20 protein-coding genes and 1 pseudogene are annotated in these 17,049 nt (G+C 37.4%); 10 read left to right on the top strand and 11 right to left on the bottom strand.

What is annotated here, in order from left to right; all coding sequences use genetic code 11:
* The first annotated feature begins 87 nt into the window (after positions 1-87).
* The 7 genes from fliL to fliR all read left to right on the top strand — a co-directional run bounded on the left by fliL (position 88) and on the right by fliR (position 4,398).
* Complete coding sequence (fliL, locus tag M992_RS11585; protein WP_047256589.1) at positions 88-573, top strand: flagellar basal body-associated protein FliL; 486 nt, start codon at positions 88-90, stop codon at positions 571-573.
* A 4-nt stretch (positions 574-577) separates the two neighbouring features.
* Entirely contained in the window at positions 578-1,600 is a 1,023-nt protein-coding gene (fliM, locus tag M992_RS11590; protein ID WP_047256636.1) for a flagellar motor switch protein FliM, read from the top strand.
* Positions 1,597-2,028 carry a flagellar motor switch protein FliN gene (gene fliN / locus M992_RS11595; protein WP_053908747.1) on the top strand — a complete coding sequence of 144 codons (432 nt, stop codon included), beginning with the start codon at positions 1,597-1,599 and terminating at the stop codon, positions 2,026-2,028. The genes fliM and fliN overlap by 4 nt, the downstream gene beginning before the upstream one ends.
* A gap of 165 nt (positions 2,029-2,193) precedes the next feature.
* Positions 2,194-2,502, top strand: a complete 309-nt coding sequence (gene fliO / locus M992_RS11600; RefSeq protein ID WP_053908748.1) for a flagellar biosynthetic protein FliO — start codon at positions 2,194-2,196, stop codon at positions 2,500-2,502.
* A 100-nt stretch (positions 2,503-2,602) separates the two neighbouring features.
* The gene (gene fliP / locus M992_RS11605) at positions 2,603-3,337 is read left to right on the top strand and encodes a flagellar type III secretion system pore protein FliP (RefSeq protein ID WP_047256587.1); all 735 of its coding nucleotides are present in this window, start codon (positions 2,603-2,605) and stop codon (positions 3,335-3,337) included.
* Positions 3,338-3,347: 10 nt separating this feature from the next.
* A complete protein-coding gene (gene fliQ / locus M992_RS11610; RefSeq protein ID WP_047256586.1) occupies positions 3,348-3,617 on the top strand; it encodes a flagellar biosynthesis protein FliQ in 270 nt (89 codons plus the stop codon).
* Position 3,618: 1 nt separating this feature from the next.
* On the top strand, positions 3,619-4,398 hold the full coding sequence (gene fliR, locus M992_RS11615; RefSeq protein ID WP_047256585.1) for a flagellar biosynthetic protein FliR: 780 nt from the start codon (positions 3,619-3,621) through the stop codon (positions 4,396-4,398).
* A gap of 66 nt (positions 4,399-4,464) precedes the next feature.
* Here the strand turns inward: fliR and M992_RS11620 are convergent, their stop codons facing one another.
* The 11 genes and pseudogenes from M992_RS11620 to flgB form a co-directional block, all read right to left on the bottom strand.
* Positions 4,465-5,391 carry a flagellin N-terminal helical domain-containing protein gene (locus M992_RS11620; RefSeq protein WP_047256584.1) on the bottom strand — a complete coding sequence of 309 codons (927 nt, stop codon included), beginning with the start codon at positions 5,389-5,391 and terminating at the stop codon, positions 4,465-4,467.
* A 73-nt stretch (positions 5,392-5,464) separates the two neighbouring features.
* The gene (flgK, locus tag M992_RS11625) at positions 5,465-7,117 is read right to left on the bottom strand and encodes a flagellar hook-associated protein FlgK (protein ID WP_053908749.1); all 1,653 of its coding nucleotides are present in this window, start codon (positions 7,115-7,117) and stop codon (positions 5,465-5,467) included.
* Between the two features lie 273 nt (positions 7,118-7,390).
* Positions 7,391-8,386 carry a flagellar assembly peptidoglycan hydrolase FlgJ gene (flgJ, locus tag M992_RS11630; RefSeq protein WP_072165953.1) on the bottom strand — a complete coding sequence of 332 codons (996 nt, stop codon included), beginning with the start codon at positions 8,384-8,386 and terminating at the stop codon, positions 7,391-7,393.
* A gap of 2 nt (positions 8,387-8,388) precedes the next feature.
* Positions 8,389-9,531 carry a flagellar basal body P-ring protein FlgI gene (locus M992_RS11635; protein ID WP_053908750.1) on the bottom strand — a complete coding sequence of 381 codons (1,143 nt, stop codon included), beginning with the start codon at positions 9,529-9,531 and terminating at the stop codon, positions 8,389-8,391.
* A 13-nt stretch (positions 9,532-9,544) separates the two neighbouring features.
* Entirely contained in the window at positions 9,545-10,225 is a 681-nt protein-coding gene (locus M992_RS11640; protein WP_082120820.1) for a flagellar basal body L-ring protein FlgH, read from the bottom strand.
* Positions 10,226-10,330: 105 nt separating this feature from the next.
* On the bottom strand, positions 10,331-11,113 hold the full coding sequence (flgG, locus tag M992_RS11645) for a flagellar basal-body rod protein FlgG (protein WP_047256580.1): 783 nt from the start codon (positions 11,111-11,113) through the stop codon (positions 10,331-10,333).
* Between the two features lie 56 nt (positions 11,114-11,169).
* Positions 11,170-11,924: pseudogene (locus M992_RS11650) on the bottom strand (flagellar basal body rod protein FlgF).
* A 15-nt stretch (positions 11,925-11,939) separates the two neighbouring features.
* Positions 11,940-13,175, bottom strand: coding sequence for a flagellar hook protein FlgE (gene flgE / locus M992_RS11655; protein ID WP_053908751.1), 1,236 nt, complete (start codon positions 13,173-13,175; stop codon positions 11,940-11,942).
* 25 nt (positions 13,176-13,200) lie between these two features.
* Positions 13,201-13,902, bottom strand: coding sequence for a flagellar hook assembly protein FlgD (locus M992_RS11660; RefSeq protein WP_053908752.1), 702 nt, complete (start codon positions 13,900-13,902; stop codon positions 13,201-13,203).
* Positions 13,903-13,911: 9 nt separating this feature from the next.
* On the bottom strand, positions 13,912-14,316 hold the full coding sequence (flgC, locus tag M992_RS11665) for a flagellar basal body rod protein FlgC (protein WP_053908753.1): 405 nt from the start codon (positions 14,314-14,316) through the stop codon (positions 13,912-13,914).
* 9 nt (positions 14,317-14,325) lie between these two features.
* On the bottom strand, positions 14,326-14,727 hold the full coding sequence (gene flgB, locus M992_RS11670) for a flagellar basal body rod protein FlgB (RefSeq protein WP_053908754.1): 402 nt from the start codon (positions 14,725-14,727) through the stop codon (positions 14,326-14,328).
* 348 nt (positions 14,728-15,075) lie between these two features.
* Between flgB and flgA the strand changes: the two genes are divergently transcribed.
* From flgA to M992_RS11685, 3 genes are all read left to right on the top strand, one after another.
* A complete protein-coding gene (gene flgA, locus M992_RS11675; RefSeq protein ID WP_053908755.1) occupies positions 15,076-15,768 on the top strand; it encodes a flagellar basal body P-ring formation chaperone FlgA in 693 nt (230 codons plus the stop codon).
* A 68-nt stretch (positions 15,769-15,836) separates the two neighbouring features.
* Positions 15,837-16,145 carry a flagellar biosynthesis anti-sigma factor FlgM gene (gene flgM, locus M992_RS11680; RefSeq protein ID WP_047256573.1) on the top strand — a complete coding sequence of 103 codons (309 nt, stop codon included), beginning with the start codon at positions 15,837-15,839 and terminating at the stop codon, positions 16,143-16,145.
* 12 nt (positions 16,146-16,157) lie between these two features.
* Entirely contained in the window at positions 16,158-16,574 is a 417-nt protein-coding gene (locus tag M992_RS11685; protein WP_047256572.1) for a hypothetical protein, read from the top strand.
* Positions 16,575-17,049 lie beyond the last annotated feature (475 nt).

The following is a 17,049-nucleotide window of genomic DNA, read 5'->3' on the forward strand; positions in this document are numbered from 1 at the left end:
TAAGGATAATTAATCCGGTTGTTATTTCATTATATTTGTATTAACTGACCTGAAGGATTCAGGTTATCTAAAAAAAGGATTTTACCCATGAGCAATACACAAAATACAACAAAGTCACCGTTACTGATTATACTTTTCACAATATTCGCCATGACTGGTGTGATGGGAGGTGCAGGATGGTGGATATTACACGCCGAGAAAGAGAATAATAGCCAATCCGTTCAAATTGAAAATGAATTGGAAGTGATGCCGCCGGCTCCTATTTTTCTGCCACTTTCTCCCTTCACGATTAATTTAATTAGTGATGATAATAAAAATCGAGTGATTTATATAGAAATAACGTTACGACTGGCGGATGAAACGACACGCCAACATTTAGAGCAATATATGCCTGAAGTACGTAGCCGATTATTATTATTAATCTCTCGCCAAAATATTTCCGAATTAGCATCAGATGAAGGAAAGCTATCTTTGATGTCTGATATTAAGGAAGTTCTAAGACCTGGTTTGGTAGTCGGTGGATCCGAGCATACGATCACCGATGTGTTATTCACTACGTTTATTCTGCGATGATAATATGAGCGAAAAGATAGTTTCAGAGGCAGATAAAGATAATCTGTCTCTGGATGAAATAAAGGCCCCCGTCATGGGGGTTGAAAATATGGGGATTGATAACCATCCTCAGGAGGTACAAAACCTCATACGCCCTTATGATCCGAGCACCCAAAGACGCGCAATACGCGAACGTCTACAATCGCTAGAGATCATTAACGAGCGCTTTGCCAGACAATTTCGTATTGGGTTATTTAATATTATTCATCGAAATTCAGATATTACCGTCGGCGCGATAAAAATAGAATCGTATAACGATTTCTCTGAAAATTTATCTCCGATGACTAATTTAAATTTAGTGCATTTAAATCCGCTCAGAGGAACTGCACTATTTACATTTGAAAAAACCTTAGTTTATGTTGCAGTTGATAGCTTATTTGGCGGAGATGGACGTTTCCCTGTTAGTCGAGGAGAGCGTGAATTAACCCCAACAGAGCAACGTATTATTAATAAAATGATGCGGCTTGCATTGGATGCCTACCGGGATGCATGGAGTTCTATCGCTAAAATTTCGCCTGAATATATTCGCTCAGAAAGTCAGGTTAAGTTTACCAATATCACCTCATCACCAAATGATATTGTTATTACTACTCCATTTTTAATTGAAATAGGCAATATGGTTGGGGAGTTCTGTATTTGTCTGCCTTTCACCATGATCGAGCCACTGAGGGAGCAATTAATTAATCCTCCCGTAGAAAATAATAAACAAGAAGAGAATTCTTGGTTTGGCGGATTAGTTAATCAGGTTAAATATTCTGAATTAGAATTAGTGGCTAATTTTATCGATCACCCAATGCGCCTGTCTAATATCTTGCAGCTAAATAAAAACGATGTCATTCCAATTGAGAAACCAAACAGCATTTTTGTCCACGTTGATGGAGTACCGGTACTTAATGGCAAATATGGCACGCTAAATGGGCAATATGCTCTACAGATTGAGCATTTAATTAATCCTGTTTTACATCATTTGGAAGAAGAAAGATCATGAGCGACGAAATTAAACACATAAAAGATAGTGAAGTAAATTTAGCAGATTCAACCGCTGAAGAAATGTGGGCGACAACCGTAGCACAACAATCACAACCGCCTAAGCCGGATGATAATGGCCCGGCTATTTTTGATAAGCTTGATATTAAAAATATTGATGGTTCATTTTCAGATATGAAAATGATCATGGATATTCCGGTCAAAATGACCGTTGAGCTCGGCAGAACCAAAATGACTATTAAAAAATTACTCAGTTTAACCCAAGGCTCAGTAATCTCCCTTGACGGTATGGCGGGCGAACCGCTAGATATTTTAATCAATGGCTATTTAATTGCTCAGGGTGAAGTCGTGGTGGTTGAAGATAATTACGGTATTCGAATTACTGATATTATTACCCCCTCAGAGCGGATGCGTCGTTTAAGTAAATAATAATTGTTAGCCGAATAAAGTAGAAATAATAAATAAATTGTTTGGGATATTATATATTTCAAAAATTTAAGCTGCTATTTTTTCTCTTTAAGCCAGCAATAAGGCGGCATTCTGCCGCCTATTTTTATTAAAATCCATTTTATAGATACCCATAATGGCTTAATTATGTTTAATGATAGTTTAATAAAAACTAGTGCTTGTCTTATATTTCTAATTACTCTCGCGATAGTCATTCTATGGGCGATGAAACGTTTTATGCCCGAAAAATTTAGTACATCCAAGAACCAGAATATACTAAAAGTTATTAGTCAGCATAATTTAGGCGGCAAAGAGCGCTTAAGCTTAATTGAATTTAATCAACAATATTTATTAATCGGGATAACTCCCCAAGAAATCACTTTATTAGCGACCCATTCAACAATCGAGACTATCAATAAAGAGGATATATTAATCAATACAGATCAAATAAGTTAATAATTTCTTTATTCCTATTCTATTTTTAATTTTAAGCATCCGGCTAACCTAGTTTATACCGCTATTTAAACTATGATCAGTCTATAATGAGTAAAAAGCAATGCGCTATATATTCGCCAGTGTAACACTATTTTTAATCATATCCTCGCCAGCCCAGGCTCATTTACCAACGTTTTATAGCCATGAACTCGCTGATGGTGGTCAATCATGGTCACTACCGGTACAAACACTATTAATGATCACCGCTTTAGGCTTTATTCCCGCGGTGATATTAATGATGACCAGTTTTACCCGAATTATCATTGTGCTTGGATTGCTGCGCAATGCATTAGGTACGCCAACCGCACCACCTAACCAAATTTTATTAGGGCTAGCGCTATTTTTGACTTTTTATATTATGTCACCGGTACTGGATGATATTTATCAACATGCTTATCAGCCTTTTAATCAAGAAAAAATTAGCTTAGAAGAGGCGTTAGATGAAGCTATTAAGCCACTACATCAATTTATGTTAAAGCAAACTCGACAAACAGATTTAGCATTATTTTCTAATTTAGCTAAATCTCCGGAGTTTAATTCAGAAAGTGATATTCCATTACGTATTTTAATTCCATCATTTATTACCAGTGAATTAAAGTCTGCATTTCAAATTGGTTTTATTCTATTTATTCCATTTTTAATTATCGATTTAGTCGTCGCTAGCGTATTAATGGCATTAGGAATGATGATGGTACCCCCTGCAACCGTCTCATTACCATTTAAATTAATGCTATTTGTTATGGTCGATGGCTGGCAACTGGTCATTGGATCCATCAGTCAAAGCTTCTTTAGTTAGGAAATCTACCATGACACCAGAGTTTATTGTTGGATTAGGCATTGGCGCAATGAAAGTAGCGCTAATCTTAGGTGGCCCATTATTATTAGCAGCATTATTAAGCGGATTAATAATCAGTATATTACAAGCAGCGACACAGATAAATGAGATGACGCTGTCGTTTATTCCTAAAATAATCTGTGTTTTTGGTATTGCCATCTTGCTTGGACCTTGGATGCTAGATTATGTTTTAGATTATATCCAACAGTTATACAGCCAAATCCCTAATGTTATAAATTAAAATGATAACTTTAAATACGACTGAACTACTTGCGATATTAAATCAATATTTTTATATTGTGGTAAGATTATTAGCTTTTATGACTATTGCCCCACTATTTAGTGAAAAGGCATTCCCCAAAAAAATAAAGTTATTATTAGCGTTATCAATCTCTATATTAGTATTTCCTAATATTACAACTAATAAAACTGCAATTCTATCACTTGAAGGTGTGATGATCATCATTTTACAAATGATCATCGGTTTATTAATTGGTTTTGCCTTACAATTTATGATTGTAACCGTAAAATATATTGGTGAGCTCATTGGTATGCAAATGGGGCTTTCTTTTGCTATGTTTGTTGACCCCTCTGGCGGACCTAATATGCCAGTAATCTCACGTTTTTTAAACCTGATATTTATTTTATTGCTATTCTCATTTAATACACATTTATGGTTTTTATATTTATTGGTAGATAGCTTTAATGTTATTCCGATCTCTTCAATCCCATTGAATAAACAAGGTATCTGGTTAATTATTCAATCTGCGGGCTATATTTTCCTGTATGGATTATTGTTCTCGCTGCCATTTATTTTTACCCTTTTAATGATCAATATTGCTTTAGGTATCTTAAATCGTATGACGCCACAGCTTTCTGTTTTTGTCATCGGCTTTCCTATCACAATGCTTAGCGGAATTATTATCATCTTCTTTTCTCTGCCGTTATTCCCAGCTTTTAGCGAACGGATCATCTCATCAAATATGGATTTTATTTTCAAATCTATCGAATATTTAAACTAAAAAAGCCCTGTCTTAGACAGGGCAACGTATCAATTAAAGCACTCTTATTGCTGTATCTCAACCGGCTTATTTAACGTAATTTAAGATATTAACATCTTTCATTAATGAGTAATTTGAATAGGCATATAATAAAGCCGTTTTTATATTCATTAATTCTTGAAAACCTTTAAGAGGATCTAAGAATTGCACCTCGGTTATCCTCTCATTAGTAATATCTGTTATTTGCTTATCCCGTTGATTAAGCGCATCAACTTCTTCTAGTTGTAATCCTATCTTAGCCATCGACAAACTAATATTTTTATTAAATTTATCTAATTCATTTTTAGATTCGTCCAATGCAGTACGCTGTGCATCTCGCGTTGCTTGGCTGGCATTATCCGTCGGAACTTTTAACGCATTAATAGCTTTATCTAATAAGGTGAAAACATCGTCATTACCCACTGAAGTTAATATATCTTTACCTGTAACATTCACTACCGTACTGTGATACTGATCAATTTGCTGTGATTTAGCTTCTCCCCCCTGATATTCTAACTTCCCAGCGACTAATTGATAAGGAACAACATTAGATTTATCGCCAGAAAAAATATATTCGCCACTATTATCCTGTCGGTTAACTTGCGATAACATTTGATTTTTAAAATTAGTTAATTGCTGAGCATAAGTATTTCGCTGCTCGTCACTGGTACCCACTTGATTCATTCCAGAAATAATAGTTTCATTAATATTTTTGATATTTGATGAGATGCTATCCATAGTATTTGATTGAAATTGCATCGCCTCTTTAGCTGAATCACGAATCAACGTGTATTGGCTACGTAAACTTTGAGCTTGTTTTAAACGCATAAGCTCACGATGCCCGGCCGGATTATCCGCAGGAGATAAAAAATTCTTTCGAGCATTAAATTTTTCAGATTGGCTTTGTTGAGCTAAATTATATTGGTTAATTCCTGCGGTTTTCGTTTGGGTCATTAATAATGTACTGAGGCGCATGTTTTCCCTTACTTATTTTGTATTTTCAATATTTATTTTTATGTATTAAGCGATTTAAACTTAATATAATTTATTATTTTAAATTATTAATTAAAATATCGAATAATTGGTTAGCCGTTGCTAATACTTTGGCATTAGCTTGGTAATATTGTAATATAGTATTTAGTTCAAGATATTCTTCATCCAAGTTAACCCCTGAAATTGATTCTTGCTTTGCAAATAATGATTTAGTAATAGCTAATTTATTGGTGTAATCGCTACTGGCTTTATTAGCTTTATCACCTACCGATGTCGATAATGAAATTAAAGATTCTGCAAAGCTTTTTTTACCATTAATACGATGTTCCTGTTGTAAATTAAATATTTCATTTAAATTTTGTGCATTATCTGCCCCATTATTCCGGTTAGCTTTTGCCGCAATTTTATCCGGAGAAATAATATTTAATTTAAGATCAGGAATAGCATTTTGAACTGTAATTAATTGATAACTATCACCTTCTTGGCTAAGTGGTCGTGTTGGTGGCGTAACAACTAATCCATCAAATTCAAAATTACCAGAAGCTAATATATGAGGATGAATCTGAGTATTATCAGATAAACGGTTAATTTCCCAATCACTACCTTTACGCGTTATTGTATATTCAGAAGCTTGAACATCACCAATTTTGCTGGTATCAAACGTTACCGTAAAATGGTCTTCCCGCGAATTTTTGCTATTAGCAATAATCTCTGGCTGCCCATAAGTAAACATATCAATACCGGCGGCATTATTTAGATCAAAACCTTTTTTATGTACTTGGTTCATACTTTCAGCAAAAATTAAAGCCGTTTGATTTAATTGATTATTAGCTGAGTCAATAACTTGATTTCTATATTTTAATTCACCCACTATTTTACCTGATCCTAATGCCGCCAAAGTTAATTCTTTGACAACACCTAAATCATTTTTTACCCCAACAATAACTTTGCTACTGTCTGAATTAGAATTAAAAGCAACTAAATCAATATTTTTATCTTGATAAACTAAATCCATTCCATTAGATAAAGATAAATTAATAAAACCATCGACCTCTTCATTTTTCACTTCAACTAATCGACTTAAATCATGTATGAAAATTTCACGTTGATTCAGCATATCGAAAGGTTCGATACTATTAGCACTTTTAGCATTAAATATATCGTGATTTAATTTAGCAATTTGGCTTGCGAGTGTAGAAACTTGATCGGCATAATCCGTTACACGTTCATTTGAATTTCGCTCTTCTTCGGTTAACTGATTATCCATAAATTTAAATCGATTAACTAAATCTTCTCCATCATTTAATACTTGCAAACGTGAAGTTTGATCGCCTGCATTGCCGCTTAATGTAGCAATACTTTTAAAAAATTGATTAAGCTGTGAGTTAATATCACTATCTGATTCAGCAAATAATTTACTTATCTGCTGTGATTGTTGAAAAAACACCTCAGACATGCCCAAGTTAGATAATGACTTATTGTATTGTTTATCAATAAGACTGTCATATTCCCGTTGGATTTTACTAATATGTGCCCCAGTCCCAAGATAACCATCTGCCGTTTTTAACCCATTATTAGCGCTCATAATTGCCGTTTGTCGTTTATATCCATCCACTTTAGATGAGGATATATTATTGCCAATGGTCGACATTGCGGTATTTGCCGAGTTAATACCACTCATTGCAATATTTAATAAATTATTTGACATGACTGTTCCTAGAAAGATAATTTTATCTTTATTCTTTTAAAGAAAAATAAAGATGGAATAGATTTAAGGGCCTAATATTATATCGGCAAAATATTATTATTCTTAAAGGATGAATGGCGTTTTAATAATTAAATTTTAGTGATTTTATTATTTATATTTGAATATATTAATATGAATAGATGGATATAATATGGCTATTTAAATACGCTGATTTAAATAGCCGAAATATATTCCATTAATTATTGATTGAATTTTGAGCACTAAAGATAATTATTAAAATAACTCACTCAAATCATATTGTACTGTAGCTTCCTGCTCCAAAGAACGAGTTAATTGCTGAATAATTTGAGTTAACTTTTGGCTATAATGAGGATCAGTTGCATAACCGGCTTTTTGAATTGCCACTGCAGCTTGCTCGGCATTCGGAGCGTTGATAACACCTTGATAACGCTTAGAACGACTAACTAATTGTGCATAATCAGAGAGTGCATCAAGATAGGAGCTATACACTCTGAAATCTTGTTTACATTTTACTTTTTGACCATCAATATATTCAGTTGTGGTTATTCGCGTAGTTTTTCCCGACCAATTTTTGCCACTTTTAATTCCAAAAATGTTATAGCTCGGCTGACCGTTGGGATTAAGGATTTCTTTTTTCCCCCAGCCGGATTCTAATGCCGCTTGGGCTAAAATCAGCATATAAGGAATTCCTGTGTTTTGCCCTACGATACGCGCTGGGACCAATAATTTAGTGAGAAATTCACGGCTACCGGGGGATAAAATCTGTCGTGCTTTAGCCACTAAGGTATTTTGCGACCATGCATCTGACCAATTTTGCTCAGCATGGAAAAAAGCAGACATATGACCGGATGGCGATTGGCTCAGCGGTTGTTGCACGCTATGGGACATATTCGACGGTGATAATGGTGTTTTTTCTGGTTTAATGACTAATTGTTGGCTGAGCTGCTGTACAATTTTATCCGCAAAACCGAGACCATGACGAGAGAGATCTTGAGCGATTTGTTGATCATATAATGAGGTGTACAATTTAGATTGTTCACTGCTCATCGCGTCATTTTGTGGCAAGGCAGCACGCATGCTTTTCAGCATCATATTAACAAACACACTTTCTAATTGTTGTGCCACTTGACGCAACCCCTGCTGGGGTTGCTGACTCACGTGATTTTTAAGTTGGTTCAGCGATTGAACATCAAACGCTGCTCCACCAATATCTGGCATGCTCATCCCCGTGTGAAGTGGAGTACGCATGATTAAATAATCTCCAATTTAGCATTTAAGCAACCGGCACTTTCCATCGCTTGCAGAATAGACATTAAATCCGCCGGTGTTGCACCTAAAGTATTCAATGCAGAAACCACTTTGTTGAGATCGGCGCTGGTATTAACTCTTTGCAAGCGATTATTGGGTTCACTAATATTAATATCGGTATTACGACTAACTACTGTACTCCCACCTGCTAGAGGTGCAGTTGGCTGACTAACCTCAATTTGACTGTCGACAGTGACCGATAAATTACCTTGCGCAATGGCACAGCTTTCTAAGGTAACATGTTGATTCATGACCACAGCCCCGGTACGAGCATTCAGAATAACTTTGGCATCTTGAATAGCCGTTGGCACTTTAATATCTTGAATTTGTGCAATAAATCTCACTCTATCGCTATCACGTAATGGCAATTGTAATTTAATCGTGCGGGCATCTAAGGCGGTAGCAATGCCATGGCCTTTGAGGCGATTAATACTATCAGTAATATTTTGTGCCTGAGTGAAGTTATCTTCATTGAGTTGCAAATTAAGAAACTCTTTATCTGTAACCGACATCGCAACTTCACGTTCAATCACTGCGCCATTAGAAATTCGCCCACCTGCAAGCTGATTGATTTTTACGCTATTTTTCCCTGATTCCGCACCGATACCGCCAACAATAATATTACCTTGTGCCATCGCATAAACTTGATTATCAGCGCCTTTAAGTGGAGTCATTAATAAGGTTCCGCCACGTAAGCTCTTCGCATTTCCTAAAGAAGAAACCACAATATCAACGGTTTGCCCAGTACGTCCAAATGGAGGTAATTTAGCTGTAATCATGACTGCCGCGACATTTTTAAGCTGCATATTGGTTCCCGTCGGGACAGTAATACCCAATTGAGACAACATATTACTCATACTTTGGGTGGTAAAAGGGGTCTGCATGGTTTGGTCGCCCGTGCCATCTAGCCCCACAACTAGCCCATAACCAATTAAGGCGTTATCACGGATACCCTGTAATGAGGATAAATCACGAATACGCTCAGCGTGTAAATTCAGTGGCACAAAAAATAATATGCTGCACAATAACAGTCGCAAATATGAAACTACACCATTTCGCGTCGATAAAATCGCAAAGCTACGCATAGAGATTTCCTAATTAGAAAGGAGAAACATTTAAAAAGAAACGCTGTAGCCAACCCATATTTTGCGCTTCATTAATATAGCCATCACCAACATACTCGATGCGCGCATCTGCAACCTGCATCGAGTTCACCGTATTATTTCCATTGATGGTTCTTGGATTCACCACGCCCGAAAAACGGATATATTCGGTTCCTTGATTAATCGCAATCTGCTTTTCACCCACCACGCGTAAATTACCGTTAGCCAATAATTGGATCACCGTAACCGTAATTGTGCCTTTAAAAGTATTTTTGGCATTAGCGCCTCCTTTGCCTCCGAACTCACTTTGCCCTTCCATCGACATATCGACCGTATCGCCTGCAATTAATTTTTTTAGAAACTTAGGCGTAATCCCGGCACTAAAGCTGCTTTTACCGTTTCTCCCCGCATTGGCCGACGAATTTTTGCTAGCACTGACATCTTCTTGTAACGTAATCGTCAACGTGTCGCCGACATTCCGGGGTCGCCTATCTTCAAATAAAGGTTGATAAGCATAATAAACAGGCTGACTTAATTGATAAATTGCACCGGTATTAATATGCTCTATCGCTGCCGCTGGTTGAGCGGAAGTTGGGCCATTAACCAATGCCTTTTTAGGGATATACGCACATCCCCCCGCTGTTATAACCATAATGAGAATAATAAAACGCCACATTGCAGTAATCTTTCCTTAATATAAGCAAAAAGAGTGCAACGGTTATTCAGATAATAACCGCAGTACACTCTTAGCCACTTTTTTTCAAAATTAGAGGGAATGAATTTATAGCTGGGTTAACTTCTGCAACATCTGATCTGACGTTGTAATCGCTTTGCTATTTATTTCATATGCACGCTGAGTTTGGATCATACTAACCAATTCTTGTGCTACATTAACATTCGATGTCTCAACATAACCTTGGTAGAGAAACCCTGAGCCATTAATGCCCGGGGAATTTTCAACTGGTGCACCTGAACTGTTAGTTTCCAGGTACATATTTTCACCCATACTTTCTAAACCGGCGTCATTAACAAATGTCGTCAATGTCAATTGACCAATTTGCTGAGAGGCAGAGCTGCCAGCTAAGGTAGCACTAACAATTCCATCACGGCTAATTTCAACTTTATCAGCACCATCAGGGATAACCATTGCCGGTGTGATCACAAAACCACTGGCAGTCACTAATTGACTATTTTGGTCAATCTGAAACGATCCATCACGAGTATAAGCATCAGAACCATCAGGCAGTTGAATATGAAAATAACCATCACCTTTAATCGCGATATCGGTGGATTTATCAGTTTGAGATAAATTCCCTTGGCTATGAACACGTTCAGTCGCGGTAGTTCTGACCCCCGTACCGATTTGCAATCCCGATGGTAAAGTAGTTTGCTCCGACGATAACGCCCCCGGTTGGCGAACGGTTTGATACATTAAATCTTCAAACACCGCTCTTTGACGTTTAAATCCGGTGGTATTTACGTTAGCCAAATTATTGGCAATCACATCCATATTGGTCTGTTGAGCATCAAGACCGGTTTTAGCAATCCATAATGAACGGATCATTATTTTACTTCCTATATTTTAGCTAATTAATTAACGCTATAATTTGCTTGTAGTAATTAGTTTATTGATAATAATTGATGGCTACGCTGTGCGTTTTCATTTGCGCTATTAATTACTTTCATTTGCATCTCAAATGCCCGTGCATTACTTATCATGGCAACCATAGCTTCAGCCGCATTTACATTACTGCCTTCTAATGCGCCACTTACCAGTTTGATTTTATTGCTGTCTTCAATCTGTGCACCTCGGGCTAACGCTGCCGGTGACAGTGTAAATAGCCCCTGATCACTACGTACCAAATCTTCAGAATTCGCAGTTACTAAACGCAACTTGCCAATCTGAGTTAGTTTTGTTGGCGGCTCAGTGGGTAAAAAACCGGTTATTGTGCCATCCGACGCAATGGATAATTGCGCATTTGGCGGTGTTTGAATTTCAGCACCCCCCCCATCACCGGGCGACCATTAATGGTCAGTTGCCCCTCAGCGGAGACTTGAATATTGCCATTGCGGGTTAACGCTTGCTGGCCATTTTCAAGTTGTACTAGTAAATAACCTCCATCACTGAGCGCAACATCTAATGAGCGCGCAGTAAAATTAATCGGCCCCGCGCGATTATCGCTGCCCGGTGTCGAACTTAATGGAAACATTCGCGTGGCTTGCCCGTGAGGATCGGTGACTTCAACCGTACGCGCGGCAGCTAATTGCGCTTTAAATCCATTCGTTGAGACATTGGCTAAATTATTACCCACAATAGCTTGAGCAGATAATGCCTGCTGTACACCGCCCATCGCGGTATAAATTACACGATCCATCAATTACCTACCTGATTAACGCAGACTGACTAAGGTCTGTAACATTTGGTCTTGGGTTTTAATAGTTTGCGCGTTCGATTGATAATTACGTTGAGCCACTATCATAGTTACTAACTCTTTGCCCATATCTACGTTCGACGCTTCCAAAGCGCTTGAGGTCAAACTACCCAGTGATCCCGTTCCCGCCGAACCAATCAACGGGCCGCCAGAAACACCGGTTTCAGACCAGACATTCTCACCTTTAGATTCCAATCCATTCGGGTTAGCAAAATTAGCCAATACAACTTGCCCCAAAATCTGTTTTTCTGAATTAGAATATTTCGCTACGATGCTGCCGTCCGGCTCAATAGCAAAAGAGTTAAATTGACCGGCTAAGTAACCGTTTGGCGTGCAACTATTAACATTGGAAGCATTAACCCGTTGCTGCACCGTATTAGCAAAATTAATATTAATTTGATTAGTTGCAGAGCCATTATTACCTTCCAAAGTGAAATCCATGGAACTTGGCTTGCCGCTAACTAATCTGCCTTGCTGATTAAAATATAATTCGCTGGCTGTCGGTGCTGCGCTGCTAGCGGGATCAACCACATAAACATTCCACTTAGTTTCACTACTCGCGGCTGTCGCTGGACGACGTGCAAAATAAGCTTGTAGATCGCGCTTATTGCCCAAGCTGTCATAAGTCGTCATCGGTGTAGAATAGTTATAGCTGTCAGTATTTGCGGTACTAAAAGGTATTGCGCTATTATCAATTGCGGTTTCACTGGAATTTAAATTTACAGATAGCGCAATTTTATCCGTGGCTTTCGCATTCATCATCTCTGCTGGGATCTTAATCGCAGTGGGCGCAGCTCCTTTTTGTAACGTCATCACGCCGTTTATTTCTGTCGCCGGATACCCAGAGAGTCTCAAGCCTTGAACATTGGTTAAATAACCAGCAGTATCTTTGGTCAATTGTCCATTACGCGAATAAAATACATTCCCATTCGAGTGTTCCATACGGAAAAAGCCGTTACCTGAAATAGCCAAATCAGTCGGTTTACCGGTTCCAGTAACTATACCGTCGTTAAAATTTTGCCCAATACCTGCCAATTTAACCCCAAGCCCAGCCCCTGAACCGGCCATCATATCGGCAAAAGTAGCAGAACCACTTTTAAAGCCAAAAGTCCCTGAGTTGGCAATATTATTACCAATCACATCTAAATGGCTGGACGCCGCATTTAATCCACTAATTGCCTGAGAAAAAGCCATACATTTTCCTTATGTTAATATTCAGTTATAAGATCTCTCGGACTTCATCCAATGAGATAGTTTTATTAAAGCCCACGGCTAATTGTGTGCCCTGCGCGTTATTACTGACGGAACTGACTCTGCCATGCATTAATGGAACCGTTGCAATGACGCCATTTTCATTTTTAGCCGTAATTGAAAAAGTATATTTACCCGGTGGATGTACGCTGCCATCAAGTCCTTGGCCATTCCAGCGATAATGATAAACACCTGCGCTCATAGGAAGGTCTTCTTCAATATGCTGAACTACATTTCCTTGTTTATCTTCAATAGTGAGCATAATCTGTTGGGCGGGAGAAAACAGTTCGAAACCAAAAGGCTGAGATAGAGTATTGTCTCGACCCTCGGCAGTCATCTGCCCTAAGGTGATACTGTTTCCTCTAAACATTACGTCTTTGTCTTTTAAGGCGATAGCATCCAAATACTTTTTCGACTCTATTTTTCCGGCTAAGTTATTAACTGTCTGATTTAAACTTTCAATGCCCTGAACCGTTTTAATTTGCGCAATCTGAGAGGTCATCTCATGATTTTGCATAGGATTAGTGGGGTCTTGGTTTTTTAATTGGGTCAATAACATATTGAGAAAATTCTGCTCAAGAGATTCTTCTTTTACGGCTTTATTATTTTGAGTTGACTCGCCAATATGCCCATTGCTTCGTACTTCATTAATACTTGCAGCAAATCCCATATTTTTCCCTTATTGCCCCAACGTTAACGTTTTTTGCAATAACGATTTAGACGTGTTCATCACTTCAATATTGGCTTGATAACTTCTGGAGGCAGATATGGTATTAATCATTTCGGCCGCGACATCAACGTTAGATTTGCGTAAGTAGCCATTAGCATCTGCAAATGGATGTCCCGGCTGATATTCCAATCGAAAAGGTGAAGCATCACGGATAATCTGTTTAACTTCGACACCACCAATATGGCCCTGATAATCAGGCTTAACTTGAAAAACTGCTTGTCTGGCCTGATAAGGATTGCCGTTCATATCGGCAACACTCTCGGCATTCGCCATATTACTTGCGCTAATATTTAAGCGTTGAGATTGCGCCACTAAAGCCGAACTACTAATATCGAGAATTGATAATAAAGCCATCATTTTATCCTATTGTAAAACCGCTAACATTTTTTTAACTTGACCATTAAGCATAGTAAAACTTGCCTGATATTTCAGTGTGTTATCTGCGAAATTACTTTTTTCAATATCCATTTCCACGGTATTGCCGTCTAAAGAAGCTTGATAAGGCACGCGATACAGCAAATCCATTTCTAATGGTGACATCGGTGCCGAGGCTAAATGCTGAGACGAAGTCACCGCTAACGTCAGCGATTTAGCGGCACCAGCCTGCAGTTTATTTTGTAACTGTTGACTAAAATTAATATCGCGCGCCTGATAACCAGGCGTATCCGCATTAGCAATATTGGCTGCCAATATAGTTTGGCGTTGATGCCTTAATGCAACAGCTCGTTGCTGAAAACCAAGCATCCCATCGAGTTTATCGAGCATCATCTTCCTTACATATATTTAACCTGACTCATAGATTAAGAAGTCAGCAAAAATAATGTTTGTTATATTTTCTAAGGGCTCACTATCTGGGCTATTTGCTTCAAACTATTTGCTCTGAACTATTTGTTCCGAACTATTTGATAGTAAAATGATAGTAAAATAATAGTGCAGCATAACCAGCTCTTAGATGAGTTGAATTTAATTTGGCGTTAGCTTAGCGCGAATAAAAAATAGTAAATGATAGAAAAAGAATGATAATTGGGCTTATTTATCACTATTTAGAAAAAGAAAAAAACGTAAACTTTAATATGATAAATATCATGAAAAAATAAGCTCTCGGAGAGAATATTGATTAAATTAGTCTCATTTTGTTTGCTGGTTTTAACCACAGATATTTATGCCCAAGAAAGTGTGTTAAACAGCGATTATTTAAAAAATAACTCGCTGAAAGATTTAGCTACCGAATATTTTGAACAATTAAATCTAGCGCAAGATTCAGTTAAGATTCATATCAATAATTCACAGGGATTTCCTAACCACTGCAATAGATTTTTTATAGAACGCACTTTCTATAAAATACCTTGGGGAAAATTAACTTTACCTGTTCGCTGTAATGAAAAAAAATATTATCTTCAAATTGAAGTACAAGTCACAGGGGGATATTGGGTAACTAAACAGAAAGTGGCGAAGAATAGCGTGTTAAAAATCACGATGCTGACCAAAAAAAGAGGATTAATCAATCGATTACCCAGCGGGGTCATACGCCAAAAATCGGCTTGGGATGGCCAGGTAAGCTTATACTCATTATCCCAAGATAGCCCAATAACGCATACCATGCTCAGAAAACCTTGGCTTATTCAAGCAGGACAAACCATCACCGTAAGTACATCAGGCCAACAATTTCAAATTAATGCGACAGGACAAGCGCTAAATAATGCGACCACAGGACAAAGCGTAAGGGTTCGTATGAATAACGGCCGTATAATCACCGCTATAGCTAGCCATCAGGGCATGGCAACTATTTTATCCCTGCTAGACTAAAGTTTAGATTTTCTCTGCCGTTAATCTAGATGTAGCAATTTATATCATATGATAACAGGGATATTACTATGACAATTAACAAAACAAACTCACTGACCTCAGCGTCATCTATCAAAAGCTATCAGCCTGATGAGCAACGCAATAAAGTCGCGACCGTACGCGAATTTCAGCCTGAAGTGAAAAACCTCAAACAAGAAAACTCGGTTTTTATTACTGAGGATGCACGTCACTTACAGCAAGATTCACAAGATATTAATCAACAAAAAATAGAGCGTATTAAGCAGGCGATTAATAATGGCAGTTTTACTATCCAAGCAGAAAAAATTGCAGATAAATTAATTAATCAAACTATTTTAGATCTTAAAATAAATAAATAAATAAATAAATCGATGAATAATGATTTTCTTTCGTTTCACCAATCACTCACCGAAGATCTGGGGCAATTAGAGGCGGTATTATTGCAAGAAAACACACTTCTCTCGCAAGCGCATTTAACCCCCAGTTCACTGCAATCTATTGCTGAAAAAAAACGTCGTCTGATAGAAACTATTCAATATCGTTTAAAACAAGCTCAATTAATTCCTACGGATTCAAGCAGCAAAGAAACGATAATCAAACAGCAGCTACAAAATAAATTAACTCGATTACAAACAACAAATCATCATAATGGCCTATTACTCGAAGCTAGAATGATGCTTAATCAATATAAACTTGATTTTTTAGCTCCTCATTATTTGCCTGAATATTATGGTGAACAAGGTTATACTCAACCACTTATCCACAAACGTTATGAATCTAAAGTATAACTCATCTTATTTATTAAATAATTCAGTAATAATTAATCCATAAATTTAGCTAAAAATTAAAATATACACTCAATAGCCGCTTATATTATATAAGTGGTCATTGACTTGTTTAATAAAACGTAACCTAACTTATTAGCTGACAACAAGAGAAAACTTTATTATCTATTGATATTATTCACTTTTCTAAATTCTAATGATGGCTACTAGATACCATTTATCCGTATCGTAGGTAAATATCATCTCAGACAATCGATTGCTTTAGCTTTTCCTATACATCCGCCTAAAATCCTTGCTCAAAAGAAATAGCTCACAATTTCTGTGGATAATTCCTCGAAAGGGCTGTGGATAACTTACTGTAACAGCATCCCCATGCAGCCTATCCATTATTGAGCAAAAAACAACCAGTATCTGTGTTTGATAAAAAAATTCCCGCTAATCCGCTTATCGATCTGCTGAGCGATATCCGAATGAACGG

Source organism: Moellerella wisconsensis ATCC 35017 (assembly GCF_001294465.1).
Classification (GTDB): Bacteria; Pseudomonadota; Gammaproteobacteria; order Enterobacterales; family Enterobacteriaceae; genus Moellerella; species Moellerella wisconsensis.

Bases quoted from the DNA above. Each gene is read 5' to 3' on its own strand.
- fliL (WP_047256589.1), top strand. From the start codon at position 88: ATGAGCAATACACAAAATACAACAAAGTCACCGTTACTGATTATACTT.
- flgE (WP_053908751.1), bottom strand. From the start codon at position 13,175: ATGGCTTTTTCTCAGGCAATTAGTGGATTAAATGCGGCGTCCAGCCAT.
- flgK (WP_053908749.1), bottom strand. From the start codon at position 7,117: ATGTCAAATAATTTATTAAATATTGCAATGAGTGGTATTAACTCGGCA.
- fliP (WP_047256587.1), top strand. From the start codon at position 2,603: ATGCGCTATATATTCGCCAGTGTAACACTATTTTTAATCATATCCTCG.
- M992_RS11620 (WP_047256584.1), bottom strand. From the start codon at position 5,391: ATGCGCCTCAGTACATTATTAATGACCCAAACGAAAACCGCAGGAATT.
- fliQ (WP_047256586.1), top strand. From the start codon at position 3,348: ATGACACCAGAGTTTATTGTTGGATTAGGCATTGGCGCAATGAAAGTA.
- flgB (WP_053908754.1), bottom strand. From the start codon at position 14,727: ATGCTCGATAAACTCGATGGGATGCTTGGTTTTCAGCAACGAGCTGTT.
- M992_RS11685 (WP_047256572.1), top strand. From the start codon at position 16,158: ATGAATAATGATTTTCTTTCGTTTCACCAATCACTCACCGAAGATCTG.
- M992_RS11635 (WP_053908750.1), bottom strand. From the start codon at position 9,531: ATGCGTAGCTTTGCGATTTTATCGACGCGAAATGGTGTAGTTTCATAT.
- fliN (WP_053908747.1), top strand. From the start codon at position 1,597: ATGAGCGACGAAATTAAACACATAAAAGATAGTGAAGTAAATTTAGCA.
- flgG (WP_047256580.1), bottom strand. From the start codon at position 11,113: ATGATCCGTTCATTATGGATTGCTAAAACCGGTCTTGATGCTCAACAG.
- M992_RS11640 (WP_082120820.1), bottom strand. From the start codon at position 10,225: ATGTGGCGTTTTATTATTCTCATTATGGTTATAACAGCGGGGGGATGT.
- flgC (WP_053908753.1), bottom strand. From the start codon at position 14,316: ATGGCTTTATTATCAATTCTCGATATTAGTAGTTCGGCTTTAGTGGCG.
- fliM (WP_047256636.1), top strand. From the start codon at position 578: ATGAGCGAAAAGATAGTTTCAGAGGCAGATAAAGATAATCTGTCTCTG.
- M992_RS11660 (WP_053908752.1), bottom strand. From the start codon at position 13,902: ATGGGATTTGCTGCAAGTATTAATGAAGTACGAAGCAATGGGCATATT.
- flgJ (WP_072165953.1), bottom strand. From the start codon at position 8,386: ATGCGTACTCCACTTCACACGGGGATGAGCATGCCAGATATTGGTGGA.
- fliO (WP_053908748.1), top strand. From the start codon at position 2,194: ATGTTTAATGATAGTTTAATAAAAACTAGTGCTTGTCTTATATTTCTA.
- fliR (WP_047256585.1), top strand. From the start codon at position 3,619: ATGATAACTTTAAATACGACTGAACTACTTGCGATATTAAATCAATAT.
- flgM (WP_047256573.1), top strand. From the start codon at position 15,837: ATGACAATTAACAAAACAAACTCACTGACCTCAGCGTCATCTATCAAA.